Raw genomic sequence first — 8,349 nt, 5'->3', positions numbered from 1 at the left:
ACCGACACAGGTGGATGAGGAGAGAATCCTAAGGCCGGCGGGAGAAGTGTTGTTAAGGAACTCGGCAAAATGGCCCCGTAACTTCGGGAGAAGGGGCGCCCAGAAATGGGCCGCAGAGAAAAGGCTCAAGCAACTGTTTAGCAAAAACACAGGTCTATGCGAAACCGAAAGGTGAGGTATATGGGCTGACGCCTGCCCGGTGCTGGAAGGTTAAGGGGAGAGGTTAGCCGCAAGGCGAAGCTTTGAACTTAAGCCCCAGTAAACGGCGGCCGTAACTATAACGGTCCTAAGGTAGCGAAATTCCTTGTCGGGTAAGTTCCGACCCGCACGAAAGGCGTAATGATTTGAGCACTGTCTCGACAACACACCCGGTGAAATTGAAATACCAGTGAAGATGCTGGTTACCTGCGCCAGGACGGAAAGACCCCATGGAGCTTTACTCTAGTTTGATACTGGGACCCGGTATGACATGTACAGGATAGGTGGGAGGCTGAGAATTGATGACGCCAGTCATTAAGGAGCCGCTGTTGGGATACCACCCTTGTGATGCCAGGTTTCTAACGAGCTGCCGTGAACCGGCAGGCGGACAATGTCAGGCGGGGAGTTTGACTGGGGCGGTCGCCTCCGAAAGGGTATCGGAGGCGCTCAAAGGTTCCCTCAGAATGGTTGGAAACCATTCGGAGAGTGCAAAGGCAGAAGGGAGCCTGACTGCGACACCGACGGGTGGAGCAGGTACGAAAGTAGGACTTAGTGATCCGGTGGTATAAAGTGGGATTGCCATCGCTCAACGGATAAAAGCTACCCTGGGGATAACAGGCTTATCACTCCCAAGAGTTCACATCGACGGAGTGGTTTGGCACCTCGATGTCGGCTCATCGCATCCTGGGGCTGGAGTAGGTCCCAAGGGTTGGGCTGTTCGCCCATTAAAGCGGTACGCGAGCTGGGTTCAGAACGTCGTGAGACAGTTCGGTCCCTATCCGGCGCGGGCGTAAGAGATTTGAGAGGAGCTGTCCTTAGTACGAGAGGACCGGGATGGACGGACCACTGGTGTATCTGTTGCACCACCAGGTGCACGGCAGAGTAGCCAAGTCCGGACGGGATAAACGCTGAAGGCATCTAAGCGTGAAGCCCCCCTCAAGATGAGATCTCTCATTCGAAAGAAGTAAGACCCCTTGAAGACGACGAGGTAGATAGGGCAGGGGTGGAAGGGCAGTAATGTCCGGAGCTGACTGTTACTAATCGGTCGAGGGCTTGACCAAAATGGTTCTAAAAGGCAGAGTGTTTTATGATATGCAGTTTTGAAGGTGCATGGTTTTTATTTTATAATGCTTTATATCGGGGTGTGGCTCAGCTTGGCTAGAGCGCTTGATTTGGGATCAAGAGGTCGCAGGTTCGAATCCTGTCACCCCGATGACCATAAATAGATATAAAGAATAAATGAAAAAATCCTAATACGCATAAGATATGTTGCTTATTAGGATTTTTTGTTTACTCGTGGAAATATCAAAATTCATATATTAAAACAGTAAAAGGACCAATAGAGTCCTTTTATTTGTCTTTATTGCTTGTTAAAAAAATAAATGCGTATTAACTTTTAGATATGAATCACATACCCATACAGGCATTTTACTTCCCAAAATGTCAATGCTAAGATAAACAGGAAGGACGATGTACTAGTCGATCGGCCGCTGATAGAAATGGCCTTCCAGTTCATTGGTAGGCATACTGTTAATAAATGCCTGCGGATCTGCCTTGCGAACCGCGCGGATGACTGAATTATTCTCATCGCGGGACACAACAGAGTAGACAATCTTATGCTCGCTGTGTTTATGGGCACCTTCACAGTCGATGATAGTGGCACCATGAACAGTGGTATCATAGATCAGCTGCGAGATGGCTTCTGCTTTGTTCGTAACAATAAAAAGAGTCTGTTTCTGATATTGTTTGTAAAGCAGATGCAGTACCTGTGTGGATGTATACTGGAAAATCATGGAATAAAGGGCTTTATCCCAGCCGAAAAGTAATCCGGCGATAGCGAGGATCACGACGTTGAAGCCGAGAATGATATTCCAGGCATCAATGCCCTTTCTGCGGGACAGGAAAATGGAGATAAAATCCGTTCCGCCGGTGGTGGCATCACATTTCAGACAAAGGCTGATAGCGAAACCGTTGATCAGACCGCCGAAAATACTGATCAGCAGAATATCGGAGGTGATGGTGTAAGCCGGCAGACTGTCTGTCAGAAAACCGGTGAGGAATATGACAAGACAGGAACAAAGCGTGAATTTTTTGCCGATAAAGCGAAAACCGATATAAACAGGAATGGCATTCAGAAGAACGTTGATAGCAGTATAAGGTATTGTTATATGAAGATAACGGTCAAAAATGCTCTGGATTAGCAATGTCAGGCCGTTTGCGCCGCCGGGAAAAAGCCCGCCGGTGCGGACGAATGTCCGGATATTGACGGCTATAATGCAGGATGCGATACAGCAGATGATAATTCGTTTGACCTCTTTGGAAACATTCTTTTCCATGTAGGTGCCTCCCTCAAATCTTTTTATGCCCTTAGTATAGACGCAAGCTGTGAGATAGTCAATACAGGAAAGAAAAGTTGACATTCTTTACGGTTATTATGTATAATGGGGCAGAGTGAGCAGAAGATGGGAGGAAATAATGTGAAATGGCAGGATGTTGTAATTAAGAAAGTTTTTTTCTGTATGTTTGATACGACTTTAGAGGTTGTTCCTTATTCAGGTTATGTACCCGGTGATGAGGATGAAATGTACAGATATCTCTGCCAGATGGTCGCAAAATATTATTATCATGAGACATCCAGAAAAGGTTTTATTCATGAAGAATCGGAACTTCAGCAGATTTTGCCGGAGACTGGTGATCAGTTTGAGGCTTTTGTGAATTGTATCTGTGATGAGATTCAGGATCTGATGCATGCGAACCCGGAAATCCAGACAGGGGCAGGTATGTTTGCATGGGTGACGCTGGAAGATCAGGATTATATTACATTTTTTAAGAGTAATTATCAATCCAGATTTTTGGTGTCACAGGATGAGAACAGTGCAGTGCACTGGACGCTGAATCATATGATCTTGCCGGGACCGTCTCCGAAAGTGAATGAGTATTTCTATCTGAATTTGAATGATAATCAGGCGCAGGTATCGGATTTTGAGTGCTATATTGACGGATTGAAGCAGAACTATCTGGCGGATCAGGTATTGAAACTGGATTTTAAACCTTCTGAGGCAGTAACGGTGAAGGCGATTGATGATTCTGTTGTAGAAACCATCAAGCACTGTTATGAAGAACAGGCGCCGCAGAAGATTATGGAATATAAGACGATTGTGGCTGATCAGGTCAAAGAGAAGGGGCAGATCATTGTACCGGAACTTGAGGAGGCTGTTTTTAAGGATAATGAGCAGGCGGCGGTCCTTTATCAGGAAGTGGCTGAACAGCAGCAGATTCCAAAGATACCGGTTTATGTCAGCAAGAAGACAGAGCGTAAACTTGGCAAGAAGCAGAAACTGGTAACAGACAGCGGTATTGAGCTTCTGGTGCCTTTGGAATTGCTGAAGGATGAGAGTATATTGGAGTATCATCAGAATGATGACGGGAAGATGTCTATTTTGATCAAAGAAATCGGATTCATCGAGAACAAATAGGAACAGGAGGCAGGAAATGAGACTATTATTGCATATTTGCTGTGCACCCTGTTCGGTGATGTGTATCGAGACGCTGAGAGCGGAGGGCATCGAGCCTACGGGATTCTGGTACAATCCGAACATTCATCCGGTGACAGAATACAAAGCCAGAAAGAATACATTGACGAAGTATGCCGCGGATATTCATTTGCGTCTGATTGTCAAGAATGAGTATGGGCTGCGCAATTTTATCGATCATGTGTATCCGCATTATGAAAGCCGCTGCGGTTATTGTTATTTGTGTCGTTTGGAAGAAACAGCCCGCTTTGCGGCGGAAAACGGCTATGACAGCTTTTCAACAACGCTGCTCATCAGTCCCTATCAGAACCATGAACTGATTATTAAGACAGCACAGGCAATGGCGAAAAAATATCATGTAACATTTTTGTACAGAGACTTTCGTCCGTACTTTAAGGAAGGACAGGAAAAAGCCAGAGCCATGGGGCTGTATATGCAGAAATACTGCGGCTGTGTGTTCAGTGAGGAAGATCGCTTCCTGGACAGGAAGAAGGGTCTGGTGACCATCCAGAAATACAACAACAGAAAAGAGGAAGACACCGGACATAAAACCGGAGGCGGAAAAGACGACGGAGATCAAGACATCAGGAAAGAGAAGTCGTTGTAGAAATGGAGGCCTGAGTATGCAAATAAAAATAAACGGTCAAACCATTTCACTGGCAGCTCCGGAACCTTTTCTTTCTATATTAAGAAGAGAGAAGATTTATTTTCCGTTATATTGCGGCGGAAGGGGCACCTGCGGAAAATGCAGAATCCGGATAACGGAGGGGAGTTTACCTATAACGACGGAAGACAGGCAGTTTTTCAGCGAGGATGAATTAAAGGCTGGATATCGTCTGGGATGCCGGGCTGTGATCACGGCATCATGCGCGATCACCTTTGAGAAAATACAGCGGGAAGACGGCTTTTATGTGCCGCCGGTTCAGCATGCCGAGTCGTTAGTGAGGGAACCAATTCAGCGGCAGAATACAGCGGAGGCGTATGGTGTAAAGTCAGATAAGGACAGCCGGATGCCTGACAAAGTGTCGTTAAGCATTGCTGTGGATATCGGTTCCACAACCCTTGTGATGGCGCTGGTGCATACTGACAGCGGAAAGATTGTCACAGAATACCGGGGACTGAACCATCAGAGAAGTTATGGTACAGATGTGATGGCAAGAATCAAAGCGGCTGTGGAGGATGGACAGGAGCAGGCGATGCAGGCATTGATCCGGCAGGATCTGGCGGAAGGTATTGTCAGTCTGTTGAAGTCGGCGGATGCACCGATTGAACAGATTGTGATCGCAGGCAACACAACAATGCTGCATTTATTAAGAGGCTATGACTGCAGAGGGCTTTCGGCATGGCCTTTTCAACCGGTAAACCTGGATTTTGAAGAGTTATCCACAGCAGAGCTGCTGGGGGAAAGTCCACTGGTGGAAAACTGTCTGCTGAAACAGACAAAGGTCACGTTGCTAGCAGGTATTTCGGCCTTTGTCGGGGCAGATATCACCGCCGGTTTGTGGGGATGCGGGATGAATAGAAATGAAAAGCCGTATCTGTTTCTGGACCTTGGAACCAATGCAGAGATGGCCGTCGGCAATAGAGAGAGAATGCTTGTCAGCTCTGCAGCGGCAGGACCGGCCTTTGAGGGCGGGCAGTTATCTTGTGGTACAGGCAGTATTCCTGGGGCTGTGCGGGATGTGCGGATACAGTATGGCCTGGTTCGTTATGAGACCATCGGCAGAAAGCCGCCGGTGGGTATCTGCGGCAGTGGTCTTGTGTCAGCCATTTCGGAGATGAGAAAGAGCCGGATGATGGATAATACAGGAAGATTAAGTCCCCGTTATGCATCCGGAGGACTGGAGATCATTCCTGGAAAGATTGTCATTACCCAGGCGGATATCAGAGAATACCAGAAAGCCAGAGCGGCTATCCGCGCCGGACTTGAGATACTGGTTGAGAACGCCGGGTATCGGATGGAAGAAATTGAAGCGCTGGAGCTGGCCGGTGGTTTTGGCAGTCAGTTGGATATTGCCAAAGCGGCCGGGGCAGGGCTCATACCGGAGAAACTGGCGGAACGGGTGCATATTTTAGGCAATGCGGTTATTGCAGGTCTGTGCATGTATATCCAACGCCCGGATCAGGAAGGCATTCGGCGTATGATTCAGCATACAAGGGAAATTTCTTTGGCGAAGCAACCGAAATTCACAAAAACTTTTTTGAATTTTTCGTGCTTTTAACAAAAATATTTAGAACATATGGTTGCAATTTTGTCGAAAAGTGAGTATAATAGAGCCCATAAGTAATAGGGAGACAAATCAGTTATAGGAGGATATGGAATGTATCAAATTGTAAAAGCAGAAAAACTTGCAGATAAGATTTTTCTGATGGAAATTGAAGCACCGCGTGTGGCACGCGCATGCCAGCCTGGACAGTTCCTGATTGTCAAGATGGATGAGGTTGGCGAGAGAATCCCGTTGACCATCTGTGATTATAACAGAGAGAAAGGTACAGTCACAATTGTTTTCCAGACAGTTGGTGCATCCACGGAGAAGATGTCCTGGCTCCGCGAGGGTGATTTCTTCCAGGATGTAACAGGCCCTCTTGGCAAGGCATCCGAATGGATTGAGGACGATATTGAAGAACTGAAGCAGAAGAAGATTTTATTTGTAGCCGGTGGTGTGGGTACAGCACCTGTTTACCCTCAGGTTAAGTGGCTGCATGAGCATGGTGTGGCAGCAGATGTTATCGTTGGTGCCAAGAACAAAGAACTTCTGATCCTTGAGAAGGAAATGGAAGCTGTTGCCGGCAATTTATATGTGACAACGGATGATGGTTCTTACGGACGTCACGGTATGGTTACAGCAGTGATCGAAGAACTGGCTGCAAAGGGCACAAAGTATGATTTCTGCGTTGCCATCGGCCCGATGATCATGATGAAATTCGTATGTCTGCTGACAAAGAAACTTGAGATCCCTACAATTGTCAGCATGAACCCGATCATGGTAGACGGTACCGGTATGTGCGGTGCCTGTCGTCTGCTTGTGGACGGCAAGGTGAAGTTTGCCTGTGTAGACGGACCTGAATTTGACGGCCATCTTGTAGATTTTGATCAGGCTATGCAGCGTCAGCAGAGCTATAAGACCCAGGAAGGCAGAGCAATGCTGAAACTGCAGGAAGGAAGTACACACCATGGCGGATGTGGCAATTGCGGAGGTGACAGATAATGGCAGATAAGAAGAACAGAGTACCTGTACGTGAACAGGCACCGGAAGTACGTGCGAAGAATTTTGAAGAAGTATGTCTTGGTTACAACAAGGAAGAGGCAATGGAAGAAGCTTCCAGATGTCTGAACTGTAAGAATGCAAGATGTATCACAGGATGTCCTGTCAATATCAATATCCCTGCATTTATCGCAGAAGTAAAGGAAGGCAATTTTGAGAAAGCATCTCAGGTGATCGGCGAATCTTCAGCGCTGCCTGCAATATGCGGCCGTGTATGCCCTCAGGAATCCCAGTGTGAAGGCAAGTGTATCCTCGGTATTAAGGGTGAGCCTGTCTCCATCGGTAAGCTTGAGCGCTTTACAGCAGATTGGGCAAGAGAGAACAATATTGCACCTATTCCTGCCAAGGAGAAGAAAGGCAAGAAGGTTGCTGTTATCGGTTCCGGTCCTGCAGGACTGACATGTGCCGGTGATCTGGCCAAGATGGGGTATGACGTGAAGATCTTTGAAGCCCTTCATGAAGCTGGCGGCGTGCTTGTTTATGGTATTCCTGAGTTCCGTCTGCCAAAGCAGACAGTTGTAGCTCATGAAGTAGAAAACGTGAAGAAATTGGGCGTCGAAATTGAGACGAATGTGATCATCGGCAAATCCATTACCATTGATGAACTGATCAATGAAGAGGGTTATGATGCAGTCTTCATTGGTTCAGGTGCCGGTCTTCCGAAGTTCATGGGTATCCCTGGTGAGCAGGCGAACGGCGTTTTCTCTGCCAACGAGTTCCTGACACGAAACAACCTGATGAAAGCCTTCAGAGATGATTATGATACACCGATCCATCAGGGCAAGAAAGTTGCTGTTATCGGCGGTGGTAACGTTGCTATGGATGCAGCCAGAACAGCTCTTCGTCTCGGCGCAGAGACTTATATTGTCTACAGAAGAAGTGAGAAAGAGCTTCCTGCCCGTGTGGAAGAAGTGCATCATGCAAAGGAAGAGGGAATCCAGTTCCATCTGCTTCGCAACCCGAAGGAAATCCTTGTGGATGAGAATGGCTGGGTGAAGGGCCTTCGTGTCATCAAGATGGAACTTGGTGAGCCGGATGAATCCGGCAGAAGAAGACCTGTAGAAGTGCCTGGTTCAGAGTATGACCTGGATGTAGATACAGTTATCATGGCCCTTGGTACATCACCAAACCCTCTGATTTCTTCTACGACAAAGGGGTTGGATGTGAATAAATGGCAGTGTATCATCGCAGATGAGAATAACGGCGCAACAACCAAGGAAGGTGTTTATGCCGGCGGTGATGCTGTAACAGGTGCTGCAACGGTTATCCTGGCGATGGGTGCCGGCAAGGCAGCAGCGAAAGGTATTGATGAATATCTCAGCAATAAATAATTATACGGTTTTGGACCATAC

At 47.3% G+C, this 8,349-nt stretch carries 6 protein-coding genes, 1 tRNA gene and 1 rRNA gene; 7 read left to right on the top strand and 1 reads right to left on the bottom strand.

Annotation, left to right across the window (positions count from 1 at the left end):
- Together WMO25_RS02550 and WMO25_RS02545 are read left to right on the top strand one after the other, a co-directional pair.
- Positions 1–1,259 (top strand): 23S ribosomal RNA (locus WMO25_RS02550); the annotation flags it as partial.
- 77 nt (positions 1,260–1,336) lie between these two features.
- A tRNA-Pro gene (locus WMO25_RS02545) sits at positions 1,337–1,411 on the top strand.
- A 262-nt stretch (positions 1,412–1,673) separates the two neighbouring features.
- On the opposite strand, the gene WMO25_RS02540 is transcribed toward WMO25_RS02545, so the two are convergent.
- A complete protein-coding gene (locus WMO25_RS02540) occupies positions 1,674–2,534 on the bottom strand; it encodes a YitT family protein (RefSeq protein ID WP_349083917.1) in 861 nt (286 codons plus the stop codon).
- 141 nt (positions 2,535–2,675) lie between these two features.
- On the opposite strand from WMO25_RS02540, the gene WMO25_RS02535 reads away from it, so the two are divergent.
- The 5 genes from WMO25_RS02535 to gltA all read left to right on the top strand — a co-directional run bounded on the left by WMO25_RS02535 (position 2,676) and on the right by gltA (position 8,328).
- The gene (locus WMO25_RS02535; protein ID WP_227083049.1) at positions 2,676–3,674 is read left to right on the top strand and encodes a nucleoid-associated protein; all 999 of its coding nucleotides are present in this window, start codon (positions 2,676–2,678) and stop codon (positions 3,672–3,674) included.
- Between the two features lie 16 nt (positions 3,675–3,690).
- Entirely contained in the window at positions 3,691–4,338 is a 648-nt protein-coding gene (locus WMO25_RS02530; RefSeq protein WP_349083916.1) for an epoxyqueuosine reductase QueH, read from the top strand.
- A 16-nt stretch (positions 4,339–4,354) separates the two neighbouring features.
- Positions 4,355–5,953 carry an ASKHA domain-containing protein gene (locus WMO25_RS02525; RefSeq protein WP_349083915.1) on the top strand — a complete coding sequence of 533 codons (1,599 nt, stop codon included), beginning with the start codon at positions 4,355–4,357 and terminating at the stop codon, positions 5,951–5,953.
- Positions 5,954–6,052: 99 nt separating this feature from the next.
- On the top strand, positions 6,053–6,940 hold the full coding sequence (locus tag WMO25_RS02520; RefSeq protein WP_215631303.1) for a sulfide/dihydroorotate dehydrogenase-like FAD/NAD-binding protein: 888 nt from the start codon (positions 6,053–6,055) through the stop codon (positions 6,938–6,940).
- Entirely contained in the window at positions 6,940–8,328 is a 1,389-nt protein-coding gene (gltA, locus tag WMO25_RS02515; protein WP_349083912.1) for an NADPH-dependent glutamate synthase, read from the top strand. The genes WMO25_RS02520 and gltA overlap by 1 nt, the downstream gene beginning before the upstream one ends.
- Positions 8,329–8,349: the final 21 nt, after the last annotated feature.

Origin of the sequence: Coprococcus intestinihominis (assembly GCF_040096555.1) — a bacterium.
Lineage (GTDB): Bacteria > Bacillota > Clostridia > Lachnospirales > Lachnospiraceae > Coprococcus_A > Coprococcus_A intestinihominis.
The sequence above is the reverse complement of the archived record's forward strand: the minus strand, read 5'-3'. Positions and strand labels throughout refer to the sequence as shown.